A 15449-nucleotide genomic window follows, 5' to 3' on the forward strand; every position below is an offset into this window, starting at 1 on the left:
GCGGTTTTTGCCCCTCATCCGCCTGCCGGCACCTTCTCCCCGTCCCGACGGGGAGAAGGGACTCGCGGCAGCCGTGGCCCTCGTCATCACAGTCGGGGACATACGCGCTGCTTCCCTCTCCCCGCATGCGGGGAGAGGGTTAGGGTGAGGGGCAAAACCGCCAAGGACTTGGCCCACGGCTTAAACAAAAACCCCGGAGCCAAGGCCCCGGGGTTTTTCGTTTCTGCAACTATAGGAGCGGCTCAGACCTTGCCGTTCCGCTGCTGGATCATCATGAAGGTATCGTAGTTGTATTCGGCGATCTGCGCGTTGAGATAAAACTCGGCGCGGAAGGCCTTGATCGAGTCCCAGATCTTCTTGAAGGTCGGGTTCGATGCTTCCATCTCCGCATAGACTTCGTTCGACTTGTCGAAGCAGGCGGACAGGATTTCCGGGCTGAACGGGCTGAGCTTTGCGCCGGCGGCCACAAGGCGCTTGATCGCCGACGGGTTCAGGTAGTCATACTTCTGCAGCATGTTCGCGTCGGTCGCCTGGCAGGCGGTGCGCAGCAGCGACTGATAGTTCTTCGGCAGGCCCTCGAAAGCCGCCTTGTTGAACATGGCGTGCACCGTCGGGCCGCCTTCCCACCAGCCGGGATAGTAGTAGTACGGCGCGACCTTGTAGAAGCCGAGCTTTTCGTCGTCGTACGGACCAACCCATTCCGCGGCATCGATCGTGCCCTTTTCGAGCGCCGGATAGATATCGCCGCCGGCGATCTGCTGCGGCACGACGCCGAGCTTTTCGACGACCTTGCCGGCGAAGCCGCCGATACGCATCTTCAGGCCCTTCATGTCCTCAACGGTCTTGATCTCCTTGCGGAACCAGCCGCCCATCTGGACGCCGGTGTTACCGCCCGGGAAGCCAATGAGGCCCTGGGTGGCGAGGAACTCGTTGAAGAGGTCGATGCCGCCGCCGTGATAGTGCCACGCGTTCATGCCGCGTGCGTTGAGCGCGAAAGGCACAGCAGCACCGAGTGCCCAGGTCGGGTCCTTGCCCCAGTAGTAGTAGGCGACCGTGTGGCAGGCTTCCACGGTTCCGGCAGCGGCGGCGTCAGCGGCCTGCAGACCGGGTACGATTTCACCGGCTGCGAAAACCTGGATTTGGAAATTGCCGTCCGTCGCTTCGGAAACGTATTTCGACAGCACCTCGCCGCCGCCGTAGATCGTGTCGAGCGACTTCGGGAACGACGAGGCCATACGCCAGTTGATCTTCGGATTTGCCTGCGCGATGGCCGGCGATGCGAGCGCCGTGGCGGCAGCCGCACCCAGGCCACCGATGCTCGCGTGTTTGATGAATGAACGGCGATCCATAATACCTCCCTATTGCCCGCCATGACGGCCACAGGCGCAATCGCGCGCCTGCGACGCCGCTCGTTGAGCCCTCCCTCGTTCGCTCCAGCGCGTCGAGAGCTCACACCTCCTCGTTTTGCCAGCCGCGCGCACGCAAAGCGTCTCACACGTGGGACCGGCACCACTGCACCATACATATTCACTAATGCATGTCCAGCGAGGGTTTCCGGCGCCCTATTCGACTTTTGTCTAAGACGCCGGAGATGGGACAATATTACCTAAAATCGAGGCAAATCAATGAATTCGCCGGCTTCAGAGTTCCGCCGACTTTGCCCAGAGGTTGATATCGGCCTCGCGTGCGTAGAGATCGATCTCGGTCAGTTCCTCCGCTGTGAAACTGTCGTTGTCGAGCGCCTTGACGCAGTCGACGATCTGCGCGGAACGGCTGGCGCCGATCAGCGCCGAGGTAATGCGCCCGCCGCGCAGCACCCAGGCAAGCGCCATCTGTGCCAGCGTCTGGCCGCGGCGTTCGGCTATGCCGTTCAACTTGCGGATATTGTCGATAATCGTCGGTCGGATGAAATCCTTCTTGAGGAAGTGGTTCTGGGCCGCACGGCTGTCCCCAGGGATCCCGTTCAGATACTTCGTCGTCAGCATGCCCTGGGCAAGCGGCGAGAAGACGATCGAGCCGATGCCGAGATCTTCGAGCGTATCGATGAGCCCGTCGTCCTCGACCCAGCGGTTGAGCATCGAATAGCTCGGCTGATGGATCAGACACGGCGTGCCGAGATCCTTGAGGATCGCGGCCGCTTCGCGGGTGCGTTGCGAGTTATAGGACGAGATGCCGACGTAGAGCGCTCTGCCCGAGCGGACGATATGGTCGAGCGCGCCGCAGGTTTCCTCGAGCGGCGTGTCCGGATCGAAACGGTGGGAATAGAAGATGTCGACATAGTCGAGGCCCATCCGTTTCAGGCTTTGGTCGCAGGAGGCGATCAGATACTTGCGGCTGCCCCACTCGCCATAGGGTCCCGGCCACATGTCGTAGCCGGCCTTGGAGGAGATGATCAATTCGTCGCGCAAGTCGGCGAAGTCGGTGCGCATGATCTCGCCGAAGGCGGTTTCCGCCGATCCGGGCGGCGGGCCGTAGTTGTTGGCGAGGTCAAAGTGCGTGATGCCAAGATCGAAGGCCGTGCGGCACATGTCGACCTTGCGCTCATGCGGCGTGTCGCCGCCGAAGTTGTGCCAGAGGCCGAGCGAGATCGCCGGCAATTTCAGCCCGCTCTTGCCGCAGCGGTTGTATTTCATCGTCTCGTATCGGTTTTCCGCCGGTTGCCAGGCCATTGTCGTATTCCTCTGTTTCGGGTGGGTGTTTGGATACCCCTCCCCGCCCCTTCGCCACAAGAGGGAGGAGCTTGTCGTGCCCGGTCTTTCGCCTTTGCGCCTCCGGCTTCCTGGATGGGCTGCGGCGAAAGAAAACGCCGCAGCCCTTCTCGGGTGTTCCTCGTACCGTGGATTTCTTGCTCAGCGCAGCAGCGCCTGTGCCTCTTCGATGCCGAGAGCGGCCGGCTGCGTACAGGTGGTCGAAAGCGTCACGAACCGGCCCTCCTCGCCCGACTTCAGGATCGATACCATGACGTCGACGCCGTGAAGCGCGCGGTCCAGCGAGCAACGCGCGTCGCGGCCGTTGAGGATGGCGTCCGCCATGTCGGCGAGACCAGCCGTGCGGTAGTTGGCGATCGGCCCCGCCGGGTGATCCCAGTTGTTGACCGCAAAGGGATGCTCCCACATTTCGAGGGGCTGGATGTTCTTGTCGCGCCCGCTCGCCTCGACCCTGCCGCCGAAGAAATTGGGATCCGGCACGAACAGCGAGCCTTCGGTGCCATAGAGCTCCATGTTGGCGTGACGATGCGACCAGACATCCCAGCTTGCTGAAAGCGTGATCGTTGCGCCGTTCTGGAACTCGAGCAGCGCATGGATGTTGGTCGGCGTCTTGACCGGAATGACCTCGCCATTGCGCGGCGCGCTGGTGATCGTCCGCGTCTCGTTTGCCATCGAGGAAAGCGCAGCGACGCGCTTCACCGGGCCGATCAGGTTGATGAGGTTGGCAATGTAGTAAGGTCCGAGATCAAGCACCGGACCACCGCCCGGCAGGAAGAAGAAATCCGGGTTCGGATGCCACATCTCCATGCCGGGGCTCATTACGTGGCAGGTCCCGGAGGTGATGCGGCCGATCTTGCCGTCGTCGATGTAGTCGCGGGCGAGCTGGTGCGCACCGCCGAGGAACGTGTCCGGCGCGCAGCCGACCGTAAGGCCCTTCGCCTTGGCGACAGCCCTGAGTTCCTCGCCCTGCTCCAGCGTCAGGACCAGGGGCTTTTCGGAATAGACATGTTTTCCCGCCTCGAGGATCGCCTTCGAGACCGGAAAATGCGCGTCCGGAATCGTCAAATTGACGATGATGTCCACCTCGGGATTGGCCAGCAGCGCCTCGATGCTCTGTGCCGTCACGTCATATTCCGCGCCGCGCGCCTCAGCCGCCGCCGGATTGATGTCGGCGCAGGCGACCATTCTGATGCCCTTGAAGAGCGGTGCGAGCTTGAAATAGGTGGTGGAGATGTTGCCGCATCCGATGATGCCGACGCCAAGTTCCTTCGTCTTCATGGTTTTTCCGTTACTCAATAGGATTGGATGGAAGCAAGCGAGCGTTCAGCAAAGCGCCGGAAGTCGCTCGGGTTGTCATGTTCGGCAATGAAATACTTCACCGAAGTTGCGGAAAGCGCCTTTACGAGCCCCTTCCAGTCGATCGTACCGTGGCCGACATCAGCCCAGCCGTCCTCATTCGTCTTCTCGCCCTTGGGCGCTATGTCCTTGACGTGGACGGCAGTGATACGGCTGCCGTATTTCGCGATCCAGGCAAACGGATCGGCGCCGCCGCGGACAATCCAGGCGATATCGGCTTCCCAAGAAAGATCCGGGCCGCCGGAGAAGATGTGGTCCAGCGGTATCGAGCCGTCCGCAAGGGCATGGAACTCGAAGTCATGATTGTGCCAGCCGAAGTCGAGCCCGGCATCACGGAAAGGCTTGCCCGCCGCCTGCAGCCGCTGACCGAAGGCGCGCCAGCCGGCTGCATCGCTCGGACGCTGGTCCGGCATCAGGTAGGGGCAGTAGATTGCCCGGATGCCGAGCGCATTCGCGATCCGCAGCACCCGCGCCGGCTCTTGCTCCAGCATATCGATCCCGAAATGCGCGGTCGGCATGCTTACGCCGTTGCGTTCAAGGCCGCGCTTGAACTCTGCGACCTCTTCGTCGGTCAACGACGCGTAAAGCGCGCCGTAGCCCTCGACCTGCGTATAGCCGGCGTTGCCGACGGCCGCGAGCACATCGCCAAGCGGCGGAAAATTGCGGGCGCTGTAGAGTTGGAAGCTGACGTCTTTCATCAAAAATTCTCCTCGTTGAATGCGCAGGATGGTTGTTGGGAGCAGGTTCGGGCGTTTCAGCCTGTTGCCCTCAGCCAGGTGTCATAGTCGGACACGAGGAGGTGGAGCGGATGGTCGTCCTCCTCGATTGCGGAAAAGCGGCCCACCGGCTCGCGGAAATAGTTGTCGGTAAGGTCGTCGTTGACGGTCGAAACTTCGCCCATCAACACGTCGCCTCCCTCCGCCCAGAAGGCATGCCAGTTTCCGGGCAGCAATGTGACGCTCTCGCCGGGTTCGAGCTGCAGGAGGTCGCCCGCCCTCAGCCGGCGCAGGCGCGCATCGCACGCGACTTCGACGTCGCTGTGCTCGTCGACCGAGCCGTCGGGAAGCGAGTTGTACATCTCAAGCACCAGCGTCCCGCCGCCGCGATTGATGATGTCCTCGGTCTTCACAGCGTGCCGGTGCAGCGGGTTGACCTGGCCGGCGCGCGTGATCATCAGCTTCTCGGCATAGACCATGCCCTTGCCGGTACCGAGATTGGCCGCGGCGCCGTTCCTCAACGTGAAGAGGACGAGACCGAATTCGTCGAAACGGCCCTTGCCGTAGTCGGTAATGTCCCAGCCGAGCCGCGCGTCCAAGATCGTCGGACTGTCGGATGCGATACGCGTCTGCAATTCCTCGGGCGACCAATAGGCAAAGGGTGGCAGCACGAAGCCGTGGCGGCGCATGAAGGCGTCGCTTTCGCGGATGATCTCGTTGACGTGGCTGCGTTTCATCCAGTTCACCCTTTTCCCTGGCACGATTCGAGATCGTAGGCGCTGAAGCTCGGCACGATACCCTCGGCGAGCGGCGCCTTCGGCGTGAAGCGGATCACCTTCGTCTCGCCAGCCGAAAGATCGAAGGCATTGTCGGAATAGCGCCCATCGATATCCGCCTCGACCATCACGTGCAGCGCAAGACCGCTCGCCGTGACGACCACGTCGAAGGCGCCATCCAGTCGCGGCACGGTCTCCAGCGTGAGGCCGGACGGCAAAAGGTCGAGCGCCTTGTAGGTGCCCTGGACATGATGCCCCTCGCCGGACATGCCGTTGGACGCTTCGAACGACCAGAAGAGCAATGTTCCCTCCGGGACTTCACTGCTCGCGATGGTGACGAGCGTGGCGGCGCGGTCCGGCGCACAGGCACCCGCGGCGGCTGCCAGCGGGCGACGCTCGCCGTCCAGCGAGACAAGGAAGATCTGGAGCTCGATCGTCACCGTCTCGGCGGTGTCGTTCACCATCGAGAAAGTGATTTCCTTGCCATCCTTGGAGGGGATGGCGGCGACGGCGACGGGCTGGAAGAAACGGCGGGCCATATAGTGCATGGCCTTCCAGTTGCCGCCATAGTCCAGGCTCGACCAGGAAGCAACGGGCCAGGTGTCGTTGAGTTGCCAATAGAGTGTGCCCATGCAGTGCGGTTTCAGCGACCGCCAATAGTCGACGGCGGTCCGGATCGCGAGCCCCTGCTGGACCTGGCTCAGATAGACGAAGCTCGGGAAATCCTTCGGAAAACGGAAATAGCGGAACATGGTCCCGGCGATCCGCTCGTTGCCGCCGGCATTCTTCTGATGCGCCTCCATAACCGGCGAGGCGATGTTGAGATCGCGCGCCTCGGCGAACTGCCGGACGATCGGCATCGAGGTGTAGGACTGGAAGCCAAACTCCGAGCAGAAGCGTGGCGTCACAGTGCGGTAATTGTCGAACGACTTGTTCTCGTGCCAGACGGACCAGTAGTGCATGTCGCCTGCACCGTCGGCGTGCCAGGCATCGCCGAAATCGAGGTGGCCAACGGACGGGCTTGATGGCCACCAGATCGCTTCCGGGCAAGCCGCCTTCATCGCTGCCTCGACCGTACGGTTCAACCGGTCGTAAGAGACGAGGTAACGGTCGCGATCCTTGCGGCTTTCGTCGAACCAGGTGAGCGCGCCGACAAGTTCGTTGTCGCCGCACCAAAGCGCAATCGACGGGTGGGACGACAGGCGCTTGACCTGATAGTCCACCTCGGCCGCGACATTATCGAGAAAGTCCGGGGTCGAGGGGTAGAGATTGCAGGCGAACATGAAGTCCTGCCAGACGAGCAATCCCAGCCGATCGCAGAGATCGTAGAACCAGTCGGGCTCGTAGAAGCCGCCGCCCCAGACGCGGATCATGTTCATGTTGGCGTCGACGGCGGATTGCAGCAGGTCTTCTACCCCTCCCGGCGTCACGCGCGACGCCAGCGCATCCGCCGGGATCCAGTTCGCTCCGCGGCAGAAGATCTCGCGGTCGTTGATGCGGAAGGCAAACCGGCTGCCTGCCTCGTCCTTGTCGGTGACAAGCTCGATCGAGCGGAAGCCGATCTGCCGCGTCACGCTCTCGTCCGGCAGTTCGACGTTGAGGACGGAAAGCGCCTGTTCTCCGCTGCCCGCCGGCCACCACAATCTTGGCCTTGCGACCGTGAAGACGTGGGTGATCTTGGTCTCACCGGCGGCAACCGCGCAATCCAGGCGTTCCCGGACGCCGTCAAGTTCGAAATAAACGGGGACGATGCCCGGATCGTGGGCAAAAAGCGTGACGGTTACCTGCAGGTCGACCGCACCGTCGGTAAACCAGAGCTGACGCGTCGTCACGTGTTCGATGCGCGCCGTCTCAAGTCGGCAAAGTGCCAGCGAGCCGTAGATGCCGAGTGGCGCGATGGCGATGTTCCAGTCCCAGCCGAAGTGGCACTGGGGCTTGCGCAGCATGTTGCCGTTGGGGATCGGCGAATTCCCATCGTGATAAGGCACGTAGAAAGGCTGCGCCGCCTGCCGGCGCGCGCCCTCGGCAATAGAGGAATGCAGCACGACGCGGATGCGGTTCTCGCCGACGACGAGCGCACTCGATACATCGGGGCGATAGCGGCGAAAGCAGTTTTCCACCTGCAGCACCAACCGATCGTTGACGAAGACCGAGGCGACCGTGTCGATGCTTTCGAAATCGAGATACCAGCACCCGTCGAGATCGTCGGCGTCGACGACAACGGTGCGCTCCAGCACCCAGTCCTTGTGCGCGACCCATTGCACGTCGGCTTCGTTCCGGCCGGTATAGGGATCTGCAATAATGCCCGCCTGCTGCAACGCGCTGTGTACATCGCCCGGGAGCGGGATGGTAAGCGCGTGGCTGTTGTCGGTCGAGGCAAGTAGCCAGTCGCCAGACAAATCGATACGGATGGCGTCGCGGTTCAAGGTTTCGGAGGGCATTTCCTCAAATCCATTCACGGGCCGGCGGTCGAGACCGACGTCATTCTTGTTTATTGCGAGCCCGAACGGCGCCGCCCGGGCTCAATATCGCTTCTCAAAGACGGTTTTCGCTGGCAGCGTCGAAGATCGAGGCGACCCCCATGTCGAAGGAAAGGCGCACGTTGGTGCCGGGCTTGTAGCGCCGCTGGCCGGCGATGCGCACGGACATCGATTGACCGGCCAAAGTCAGCCACAAGAGGTTGTCGGCGCCCATCGGCTCTTCGATGTCGACGACAGCCTGATGGGCTCCATCTCCCGCCGCAGCCTCATCGACCCTGACGTGCTCCGGCCGGAGCCCGAGCACGACCTTCTGGCCCGGCTGCAATCCTCCCCGCGCCGGATAGGCGGTGACGTCGAAGGCAACGCCGTTAACCTGCACGAAGCTACGGCCGTCCTTGGCGGCAACCTCGCCACGGAAGAAATTCATCGACGGCGAACCGATGAAACCGGCAACGAAGAGGTTCTCCGGCGCGTTGTAAATGGTCATCGGATCCGCAAGCTGCTGGATGACGCCGCCCTTCATGACGGCGATGCGGTCGGCCAAGGTCAGCGCCTCGATCTGGTCGTGCGTGACGTAGATCATCGTGTTCTTGAGAGACTGGTGCAGTCGCTTGATTTCGACACGCAGTTCCGAACGCAGCTTGGCGTCAAGGTTCGACAGGGGTTCGTCGAACAGGAAGACGTCGACGTCGCGCACAAGTGCGCGGCCGATCGCCACGCGCTGGCGCTGGCCGCCGGAAAGCTCGGCGGGTTTGCGCTTCAGAAGCGGCTGGATCTGCAGGATCTCCGACGCGCGCGCGACACGCTTGTCGATTTCGGCCTGCGGCACCCTGGCAACCTGGAGCCCGAAGGAAAGGTTCTTCTCGACCGACATCTGCGGGTAGAGCGCGTAGGACTGGAACACCATGCCGATGCCGCGATCCTTCGGCTCTTCCCAGGTGACATTGCGGTCCTTGATGAAGATCTGGCCTTCCGAAACGTCAAGCAGGCCGGCGATGCAGTTCAAGAGCGTGGACTTGCCGCATCCGGACGAGCCGAGCAGGACAAGGAACTCGCCATGATTGATGTCGAGATTGAGCCTGTCGAGAACGGTGACGGCGCCGAAGTTCAGCGACAGGTCCCTGACTGAAACACTGGTCATGCTTGCTTATCCTTTCACTGCGCCGGCGGCGATGCCGCGCACGAACAGCCGGCCGGAGATGAAGTAGATCGTCAGCGGCACGAGGCCGGTCAGCAGCGTCGCCGCCATGTTGACGTTGTATTCCTTCACGCCCTGCACCGAGTTGACGATGTTGTTGAGCTGCACGGTCATCGGGTAGTACTCCGGCCGCGTGAAAACCACGCCGAACAGGAAGTCGTTCCAGATGCCGGTCACCTGAAGGATCATCGCAACGACGAAGATCGGCAGCGACATCGGCAGCATGATCTTGAAGTAGATCGTCCAGAACCCGGCGCCATCGACGCGCGCCGCCTTGAAGAGCTCCTCGGGCAGACCGGCAAAATAGTTGCGGAACAAGAGGGTCAGGATCGGCATGCCGAAGATCGTGTGCACCATGATGAGACCGGTCAGCGTCCCGTAGATACCCATCTCCCTGAGCACGATCACGATCGGATAAATCATCACCTGGTAGGGAATGAAGGCGCCGATAATGAGGATGGCGAAGAACAGATCGGCTCCTTTGAAGCGCCAATTCGCAAGCGCGTAGCCATTCACCGAAGCGACCGCGATAGAGATGATCACCGAGGGCACGGTGATGCGCACCGAATTCCAGAAGCCGCGCGAAAGCCCGTCGCAATTGAGCCCGGTGCAGGCCTGGGCCCAGGCTTTTACCCATGGTTCGAAGGTGATCTCCACCGGCGGCGCGAAGATGTTGCCGATGCGAATTTCCGGCATGCCCTTGAGCGACGTCATGATCATGACGTAGAGCGGCAGCAGGTAATAGAGAGCGACCACGATCAACGTGCCGTAGACGACGATGTTGCGGCGGGAGAGTATCCGGCGCGGCTTCGGGCCCTGCGGGCCGGACGTAATCCTGCCGGGGACCGCTTCGTACTCGGAAACGATGCTGTTGTTGGCGACGAGCTTAAGCACGCTTGCGACCTCCTCCGAATTCCAGATATGCCCACGGCACGATGATGATCGCGACCGTCACGAGCATCATGGTGGAGGCGGCAAAGCCCTGCCCCAGGTTCTGGGCCTGGAACATGTAATCGTACACGTATTTGGCGGGCACTTCGGAGGCGATGCCGGGACCGCCGCTCGTCTGCGCTACGACGAGGTCGTAAACCTTGACGATGCCGCTCGCGATGATGACGAGGGTCGTGATGAAGACGCCGCGCATCATCGGGATGATGACGAGCACGTAGGTCTTCCACATCGGAATGCCGTCGACCCGCGCAGCCTTCCAGATATCCTCGTCGATGCCGCGCAGGCCGGCGAGCATCAGGCACATCACAAGGCCGGTGCCCTGCCAGAGCGCTGCGATCAGGATGCCGTAGATGACGATGTCGGAATTATAGAGCGGATCGAAGTTGAAGTTCGTCCAGCCAAGCGACCGCACGATCGACTGTATGCCGTATTGCGGATTGAGCAGCCACTGCCAGACTAGGCCCGTGACGATGAATGACAGGGCGAACGGATAGAGCATGATCGTTCGAAACGTATTCTCGAAACGGATCTTCTGATCCATCAGTGCGGCAAGCACAAAACCGATCACGAGGCTGAAAATCAGTGAGAAAAACCCGTAGATGGCCAGATTTTCGATCGAGATGAGCCAGCGCGGCGCCGCCCATAGCCGGACATACTGGTCGAGGCCGACGAAAGAAAGCCGTGGCAGCAGCTTCGAGTTGGTGAAGGAATAGAGAACCGTCCAGGATGTGCCGCCGACGAAGATGACCAAGGCTGTCAGGATCATCGGTATAGAGGCGATCTTCGCATTCAGGTTCCGCAACCACTGATTCGGGCGAGCCGAGCCGCGTGTTTGGCCTGTCATGTGTGTTCCTCCGGAACTGCAGTGTTTTCGATGGGCGGTACTCGCGGCGAAATACGCCACCGATACCCGGCCGCCTCACCATCGTAATGGCCCCCTGCCCGGCAACTCGTGTTCAAGTGAACGTATAACGAACGCGCAGAACACTTTGATTCCCGAACATCTTATCCGCGCTCCGCAAGTCGAGCTCGAAAACGGGATGCTCCCTTGTGTCGACGCGAGCAGCCATCGACACGCGACCCGGCGTGAACGCGTCGCGCCGAACGGGGCATGAGGGCGGCCCCGCGCATGCGCGGGGCCTTCAAGCGTCGGTTATCAGTCCGCGGCCGCGATGATTTCGGCGAAACGCTTCTGCGCATCCTCCGGCGTCATCGATGCGTTTGCGAAGAATTCGGAGAAGAGGTCCTCCTTCTGCTTCTGGCTGTCGGCCGACAGAAGCTGGTCGGTGCCCTTGATCACGTTGCCCTTGGCAAGGATATCGAGCCCCTTCTTCATGCAATCATTGGCGGTTGCGAGGTCCACGTCGCCACGCACCGGCAGCGAGCCCTTCTTCAGGTTGAAGGCAACCTGCGTCTCCGGCTTCAGCAGGGTGGACGCCAATGCCTCCTGCGCCTTCGACTTTTCCTCATCCTCCAGCAGGGGGAAGTAGAATGCGTCACCACCGGTCGAGATCACCTCGTTCACGCCCAGCCCCGGAAGGCAGGTGTAGTCGACGCCGGCCTTCTGACCCGCAAGCTGGAATTCACCCTGAGCCCAGTCGCCCATGATCTGACCGCCGGCCTTGCCGGTGATGACGAGGTTCGTCGCCTGGTTCCAGTCCTGAACATTGCTGCCCTTCGACATGCGGCGCGCATCGTCGGCAGCCTTGAAGACCTTGGCGATATCCGGACCCGCTGCGACTTCTTCGTCCTTCTGGGCGAAGACCTTCTCGAAGGTGTCTTTCCCGGCGATCGCCACCATCAAAACGTCGAAGGCGCCCGCTGCCTGCCACGGCTGACCGCCGACGGCGAGCGGCACGATACCGGCCTTTTCGAGCGCCGGTGCTGCCGCGACAAATTCATCCCAGTTCTTCGGCACGGGAACGCCAGCCTGCTTGAAGGCGGCATTCGAGAGCCACAGCCACTGCCAGGAATGGATGTTGACGGGCGCGCAGTAGATCTTGCCCTCGATCGTGCAGGACTCGAGCAGGCTCGCCGGCTTGATGATGTCCTTCCAGTGTTCGCGCTCGGCGAGATCGGTCAGGTCGCGCATCAGGCCCGATTGCACCAACTCCTCCGCCTGACGGCCATGATTGAACTGGGTCGCACCCATCGGATCGCCGCCGGTGATGCGGCTGATCATGATCGGACGCGCGGTCCCGCCCGAACCGGCGATTGCACCGTCGACCCACTTGTTGCCGGTCGCATCGAAAGCCTTGGCCAGTTCGGCGACCGCCGCGGCTTCACCGCCGGAAGTCCACCAATGCGTGACCTCGAGATCCGTGGCATTGGCCACGCCGAGCGGCAGGGCGACGGTTGCGGCCAGCACGGCGGCCATGGAACGCAATTTCATGAGTTCTCCTCCCTCACTGTAACGTTACCGTAAAAACTTAGTTCAAACGATTTTCAGACGCAACACCCACAACGAATAATTCCAGATCTAATTTTTTGCACGCCTTATGCGTGTATATGACACGGCTTTTAAGAGGATAATGTCTGGCCTCGACGGGGCCGTTCCGGCCCGCATTGCTCCACCATAATGCGTTGATTCAAAGTGATTTTGGCTTGCCTTCGCTCGTGAAGCACCAGGATGCGACTTCGCAAACGCAACATTCAGGTTCGCGAATGCGAGATTCAACCAGACGGTTATGTTCTTCGCAGTGCAGCAACGAAATTGCTCGACATCGCTACTGTATCGTTACAGATTTTGTCTCGCGACGCAGCTCCGACAAATCTGGCCACCGGTTACAGTTCGTATATAAGGCGGGGCACCGAGACGGACCGGGCGTGTTCGCATCGAAGCTGCGAGTGAAAGCGGGGCGCTTGATCGTGGCAATTCGCGCAAGGGTCTCAAATGTAGACGGGGGCTGGTGACGGAATGGACAGCAAAACGAAGAACAAGGCGGCGGCAGCGCCGCCACCGGACGGCGCCAGGCCGACACTGAAAACGATCGCCTTCATGACGGGTCTTGGGATCACCACGGTTTCCCGAGCATTGAAGGATGCGCCCGATATCGGCGCTGAAACCAAGGAAAGGGTGCGCCTTGTCGCCAAGCAGATCGGTTACCAGCCGAACCGCGCCGGGGTGCGTCTCAGGACCGGCAAGACCAATGTCATCAGCCTCGTGCTGACGCTCGAGGAAGAGATCATGGGCATCACCAGCCCCATGGTGGTCGGCATCAGTGAAATCCTCGCAGGCACGCAGTACCACCTCGTGGTAACCCCCTACAGTTCCACAAAGGATCCACTCGGGCCGATCCGTTATATCCTCGACACCGGCGCTGCCGATGGCGTCATCATCTCGCGGACGGAGCCGCACGATGCGCGCGTGACGCTGATGACCGAGCGCCGCCTGCCCTTTGTCACTCACGGCCGCACCGAAATGGGCATCGTCCATCCCTTCCACGACTTCGACAACGAACGTTTCGCCTATGAGGCGGTACGTCGGCTTACCGAGCGCGGACGGCGCCGGCTGGTGCTGCTGGAGCCGCCGCCGAACCTCACCTTCCACGCCCACATGCGCACCGGCTTCGAGCGCGGGCTCAAGGATTTCGGCGCGGAAGCGGTGAGCTTCCACCACGTCAATATCGATCACAGCCTTGTCGCCATCCGCGACGCCTTCGAGCAACTGATGCGCTCGGTGGAAGCCCCGGACGGCATCGTTTCCGGCAGCGGCGCCGGCGCGGTTGCATTGATCGCGGGGATCGAGTCGGCCGGCAAGAAAGTCGGCCAGGATGTGGAGATGGTCACCAAGGCGCCGAGCGACTTCCTGCGCTGGCTGCGCCCCGAAGTCATGACCATGTACGAGGACATCCGGCTCGCCGGTCGCGAACTCGCCAAGGCCGTGATCGGCCACATCGAAGGCAAGTCGCCCGAGACGCTGCAAAGCCTCAGCCAGCCGGAGTTCCAGCGGCCCATGTCGAAGTCGCGCAAGGTGTAGCTGCGACGACAGAGAATAATCTCTGCGTCGTTCGCCTCAGCTTTGGCCGGTGCCTTGCTTACCGTTTCGGGAGCGGCAGACATTCCATGATTTCCACGGAGTCGCCCGGGAAGATCGTGAAGTGCGGATGGTTCTCGAACAGCCTCGCGGCAGCTTCGTGCGATTCCGCTTCAACGATGACATAGCCGGTCATGCTGTTCTTAATGTCGGATATGCCTTCCGAGGATGTGCGCTTGGTCTTCCCTAGCGGACCGCCGTGCTCGACGATCGAAGCTGCATTCGCCCGTCCCCATTCCATCCAGACCTCGATGCCGGCAGCCTCACGCGCCTTGCGCTCCTCGTCGTTCATCTTCTTCCACTGCGATCTCTCGAGCGCGGCTTCCGTTCCTATGTAAATGGCCAAGAATCTCTTCATGGTTTCCGATCCGTTGTTTAACCACGGGCTGCCGGGCGATCATATAACGGTTCTGTCGCGACCGGTGAGATTCCGGCTCCGGTCGCGGATAAATTGAGCTGTGGAACCACCTCCACCATCAATGGTATTCTGATGCCAGAACGATGTGAACGGAGGGCGTCATGACAGCATACAACGTGGTTCGGTTCCGCACGAAACCGGGGCTGGAGGACAAGTTCGAGGACTGGTTCCGCAAACTTCGTCGCGACTTCGAAGGATTACGAAAGATGGCGCTCGTCAAGACCGGCGAGCGTTCCTACTGCTCGATCGGCGAGTGGGATAGCTTTGACCACATCGTGGCCGCGCGACCGAAGATGATCAGCAATCTGGACAAGTTCCGCCACGCCCTCGAGACGCAAGGAGAGAGCATAGATGTCACGGATGCTGTTTCCGGTGAGGCGATCTACGAGAGCGCGCCGACCAAGTAGCACCTCTGCCGTGCAGGGATGTCGCGGCAGGGGGTTGTCGTCACGCCCCGGTCGTTGGCCAGTACTTGTCGTCGGTGAAATCACCGGGGATGGGATTAAGCTGCTCGAGTTTCCCGGCGACGAATTCGATCTGCATCTTCAAATACCGGATGGACCTTGGGATCGGCGTGCCGGTTGCGAGGCTGCGAACCCGCCATTGCTCGTAGCCGGTCGCCTCTATCCGTCGCTCCGCTTCCGCACGGATGGTCGGACTATCGGCGGATACGGCTTCATGGACTTTGCCGCCGTCGATCACTCTGAACTTCATACTGATTTTTCGATGGTTTTCTGAATGGAACTCTGAAGCAATTCGGTCGGGAATTGCGTAGTTGCAAAAAGTCTGGAGGGGCGGCGAGAGCCGCCC

General features: G+C 61.3%; 14 protein-coding genes. 2 read left to right on the top strand and 12 right to left on the bottom strand.

Annotated features, from left to right (window positions below; genetic code table 11):
• Nucleotides 1-242: 242 nt before the first annotated feature.
• The 10 genes from FKV68_RS10845 to FKV68_RS10890 form a co-directional block, all read right to left on the bottom strand.
• Nucleotides 243-1349 (bottom strand): TRAP transporter substrate-binding protein, encoded by a 1107-nt coding sequence (locus tag FKV68_RS10845; RefSeq protein WP_180937856.1) that lies wholly within the window; start codon nucleotides 1347-1349, stop codon nucleotides 243-245.
• A 291-nt stretch (nucleotides 1350-1640) separates the two neighbouring features.
• Nucleotides 1641-2669, bottom strand: coding sequence for an L-glyceraldehyde 3-phosphate reductase (mgrA, locus tag FKV68_RS10850; RefSeq protein WP_180937857.1), 1029 nt, complete (start codon nucleotides 2667-2669; stop codon nucleotides 1641-1643).
• Between the two features lie 180 nt (nucleotides 2670-2849).
• Nucleotides 2850-3986: a Gfo/Idh/MocA family protein gene (locus FKV68_RS10855; RefSeq protein WP_180937858.1), complete on the bottom strand. Its 1137-nt coding sequence runs from the start codon at nucleotides 3984-3986 to the stop codon at nucleotides 2850-2852.
• Between the two features lie 14 nt (nucleotides 3987-4000).
• Nucleotides 4001-4762, bottom strand: coding sequence for a sugar phosphate isomerase/epimerase family protein (locus FKV68_RS10860; RefSeq protein WP_180937859.1), 762 nt, complete (start codon nucleotides 4760-4762; stop codon nucleotides 4001-4003).
• A 56-nt stretch (nucleotides 4763-4818) separates the two neighbouring features.
• Nucleotides 4819-5517 (bottom strand): D-lyxose/D-mannose family sugar isomerase, encoded by a 699-nt coding sequence (locus tag FKV68_RS10865; protein ID WP_180937860.1) that lies wholly within the window; start codon nucleotides 5515-5517, stop codon nucleotides 4819-4821.
• 5 nt (nucleotides 5518-5522) lie between these two features.
• Entirely contained in the window at nucleotides 5523-7997 is a 2475-nt protein-coding gene (locus tag FKV68_RS10870; protein ID WP_180937861.1) for a beta-mannosidase, read from the bottom strand.
• Between the two features lie 94 nt (nucleotides 7998-8091).
• The gene (locus tag FKV68_RS10875) at nucleotides 8092-9177 is read right to left on the bottom strand and encodes an ABC transporter ATP-binding protein (RefSeq protein WP_180937862.1); all 1086 of its coding nucleotides are present in this window, start codon (nucleotides 9175-9177) and stop codon (nucleotides 8092-8094) included.
• A gap of 6 nt (nucleotides 9178-9183) precedes the next feature.
• Entirely contained in the window at nucleotides 9184-10128 is a 945-nt protein-coding gene (locus FKV68_RS10880) for a carbohydrate ABC transporter permease (protein ID WP_180937863.1), read from the bottom strand.
• On the bottom strand, nucleotides 10121-11029 hold the full coding sequence (locus FKV68_RS10885) for a carbohydrate ABC transporter permease (protein ID WP_180937864.1): 909 nt from the start codon (nucleotides 11027-11029) through the stop codon (nucleotides 10121-10123). Before FKV68_RS10885 ends, FKV68_RS10880 begins: the two co-directional genes overlap by 8 nt.
• A gap of 312 nt (nucleotides 11030-11341) precedes the next feature.
• Nucleotides 11342-12577, bottom strand: coding sequence for an ABC transporter substrate-binding protein (locus FKV68_RS10890; RefSeq protein WP_180937865.1), 1236 nt, complete (start codon nucleotides 12575-12577; stop codon nucleotides 11342-11344).
• 525 nt (nucleotides 12578-13102) lie between these two features.
• On the opposite strand from FKV68_RS10890, the gene FKV68_RS10895 reads away from it, so the two are divergent.
• Nucleotides 13103-14164 carry a LacI family transcriptional regulator gene (locus tag FKV68_RS10895; protein ID WP_180937866.1) on the top strand — a complete coding sequence of 354 codons (1062 nt, stop codon included), beginning with the start codon at nucleotides 13103-13105 and terminating at the stop codon, nucleotides 14162-14164.
• A gap of 58 nt (nucleotides 14165-14222) precedes the next feature.
• Here the strand turns inward: FKV68_RS10895 and FKV68_RS10900 are convergent, their stop codons facing one another.
• Nucleotides 14223-14579 (bottom strand): hypothetical protein, encoded by a 357-nt coding sequence (locus tag FKV68_RS10900; RefSeq protein WP_180937867.1) that lies wholly within the window; start codon nucleotides 14577-14579, stop codon nucleotides 14223-14225.
• A 161-nt stretch (nucleotides 14580-14740) separates the two neighbouring features.
• On the opposite strand from FKV68_RS10900, the gene FKV68_RS10905 reads away from it, so the two are divergent.
• Nucleotides 14741-15046 carry an antibiotic biosynthesis monooxygenase family protein gene (locus FKV68_RS10905; protein WP_180937868.1) on the top strand — a complete coding sequence of 102 codons (306 nt, stop codon included), beginning with the start codon at nucleotides 14741-14743 and terminating at the stop codon, nucleotides 15044-15046.
• A 40-nt stretch (nucleotides 15047-15086) separates the two neighbouring features.
• Here the strand turns inward: FKV68_RS10905 and FKV68_RS10910 are convergent, their stop codons facing one another.
• Entirely contained in the window at nucleotides 15087-15353 is a 267-nt protein-coding gene (locus tag FKV68_RS10910; protein WP_180937869.1) for a hypothetical protein, read from the bottom strand.
• Nucleotides 15354-15449: the final 96 nt, after the last annotated feature.

This window comes from Sinorhizobium mexicanum, assembly GCF_013488225.1.
GTDB classification, from domain to species: Bacteria; Pseudomonadota; Alphaproteobacteria; order Rhizobiales; family Rhizobiaceae; genus Sinorhizobium; species Sinorhizobium mexicanum.

What these genes read in the sequence shown, in the direction of transcription:
- FKV68_RS10845 (WP_180937856.1), bottom strand. Translation starts at nt 1,349, where the DNA reads ATGGATCGCCGTTCATTCATCAAACACGCGAGCATCGGTGGCCTGGGT.
- mgrA (WP_180937857.1), bottom strand. Translation starts at nt 2,669, where the DNA reads ATGGCCTGGCAACCGGCGGAAAACCGATACGAGACGATGAAATACAAC.
- FKV68_RS10855 (WP_180937858.1), bottom strand. Translation starts at nt 3,986, where the DNA reads ATGAAGACGAAGGAACTTGGCGTCGGCATCATCGGATGCGGCAACATC.
- FKV68_RS10860 (WP_180937859.1), bottom strand. Translation starts at nt 4,762, where the DNA reads ATGAAAGACGTCAGCTTCCAACTCTACAGCGCCCGCAATTTTCCGCCG.
- FKV68_RS10865 (WP_180937860.1), bottom strand. Translation starts at nt 5,517, where the DNA reads ATGAAACGCAGCCACGTCAACGAGATCATCCGCGAAAGCGACGCCTTC.
- FKV68_RS10870 (WP_180937861.1), bottom strand. Translation starts at nt 7,997, where the DNA reads ATGCCCTCCGAAACCTTGAACCGCGACGCCATCCGTATCGATTTGTCT.
- FKV68_RS10875 (WP_180937862.1), bottom strand. Translation starts at nt 9,177, where the DNA reads ATGACCAGTGTTTCAGTCAGGGACCTGTCGCTGAACTTCGGCGCCGTC.
- FKV68_RS10885 (WP_180937864.1), bottom strand. Translation starts at nt 11,029, where the DNA reads ATGACAGGCCAAACACGCGGCTCGGCTCGCCCGAATCAGTGGTTGCGG.
- FKV68_RS10890 (WP_180937865.1), bottom strand. Translation starts at nt 12,577, where the DNA reads ATGAAATTGCGTTCCATGGCCGCCGTGCTGGCCGCAACCGTCGCCCTG.
- FKV68_RS10895 (WP_180937866.1), top strand. Translation starts at nt 13,103, where the DNA reads ATGGACAGCAAAACGAAGAACAAGGCGGCGGCAGCGCCGCCACCGGAC.
- FKV68_RS10900 (WP_180937867.1), bottom strand. Translation starts at nt 14,579, where the DNA reads ATGAAGAGATTCTTGGCCATTTACATAGGAACGGAAGCCGCGCTCGAG.
- FKV68_RS10905 (WP_180937868.1), top strand. Translation starts at nt 14,741, where the DNA reads ATGACAGCATACAACGTGGTTCGGTTCCGCACGAAACCGGGGCTGGAG.
- FKV68_RS10910 (WP_180937869.1), bottom strand. Translation starts at nt 15,353, where the DNA reads ATGAAGTTCAGAGTGATCGACGGCGGCAAAGTCCATGAAGCCGTATCC.